Here is a 382-nt window from a genome sequence, read left to right on the forward strand (position 1 = left end):
GTTGAGAGCGAAGCGGAATTCAAAGACCTCGTTCAGGAAACTTTTGAGAAAATAACGAAACGCGTCAGCTTCGCAAAGAAGTGGTGTGAACAGTTCCTTGACTTTCGAATGTTATCTTAATCATTACGGGACACCTACCTCGTCTTCGAGTTCGGTGACGATCTCGCGGGCGAGATCGTACCTGGTGTCGTGGTCTTGGTCATTGTCGTCCTGTTTTTCGTAGAGGCGGAAGGTGAGTGGGTAGGCGGTTTTGTCGTCAGCGTAGAAGGCGTAGATGAGGTCTTGGCCCCAGACAGTGTCACCTTCAGCGTGATCGTAGAAGTGGCCGACGCCGGGGACTTCGTCCCCGGCTTTGTGGGTGATCGTGTCGTCGAGGATGATG

2 pseudogenes are annotated in these 382 nt (G+C 52.6%); one reads left to right on the top strand and one right to left on the bottom strand.

The annotated features are described in order from the left end of the window. Positions 1 to 120: pseudogene (locus EXE47_RS18305) on the top strand (IS630 family transposase); the annotation flags it as partial. A gap of 6 nt (positions 121 to 126) precedes the next feature. Here the strand turns inward: EXE47_RS18305 and EXE47_RS18310 are convergent. Then, positions 127 to 382: pseudogene (locus tag EXE47_RS18310) on the bottom strand (transposase); the annotation flags it as partial.

Source organism: Halorubrum sp. GN12_10-3_MGM (assembly GCF_005435235.1).
GTDB classification, from domain to species: Archaea; Halobacteriota; Halobacteria; order Halobacteriales; family Haloferacaceae; genus Halorubrum; species Halorubrum ezzemoulense.